The organism is Anaerotignum faecicola (assembly GCA_024460105.1).
Taxonomy (GTDB): domain Bacteria; phylum Bacillota; class Clostridia; order Lachnospirales; family Anaerotignaceae; genus JANFXS01.
The window spans coordinates 1-421 of record JANFXS010000391.1; the positions used below are offsets into that span (position 1 = coordinate 1).

The following is a 421-nucleotide window of genomic DNA, read 5'->3' on the forward strand; positions in this document are numbered from 1 at the left end:
GAAGCGACGGGCGAACTTCCTACAGTCGGCGTACTTATTTACAAATATGACGATACCTATATCTCAACCGTACGCAATGCCCTTGAAACGGCCCTTAACGGCAAAGCTGAAATTATTATGCAGGACGGAAAAGGCGATCAGGCTACGCAGAACGATCAGCTTGACGTTATGATTGAAGAAGGCGTTGACGTTCTCTGCGTTAACATGGTAGACGCAAAAGCCGCAAGCGGCGTTGTTGAAAAAGCCAAAGCGGCCGGCATACCTACAATTTTCTTCAACAGGGAGCCTGACACGGAAGTTGTTTCTTCTTATGACAACGCTATCTTTATCGGCACGAACGCGGCCGACGCAGGCAAAATGCAGGGCGATATAATTAAAGAACGCCTTAAAAAACGTGGATAAAAAATTTATGAAATATGTT

The 421-nt window shown here is 45.6% G+C and carries 1 protein-coding gene; it reads left to right on the forward strand.

Annotation, left to right across the window (positions count from 1 at the left end; genetic code table 11):
- Positions 1-402, forward strand: a 402-nt coding sequence (locus NE664_14530; GenBank protein MCQ4727851.1) for a substrate-binding domain-containing protein, incomplete at its 5' end; no start/stop codon positions are given.
- Between the last annotated feature and the right edge of the window lie 19 nt (positions 403-421).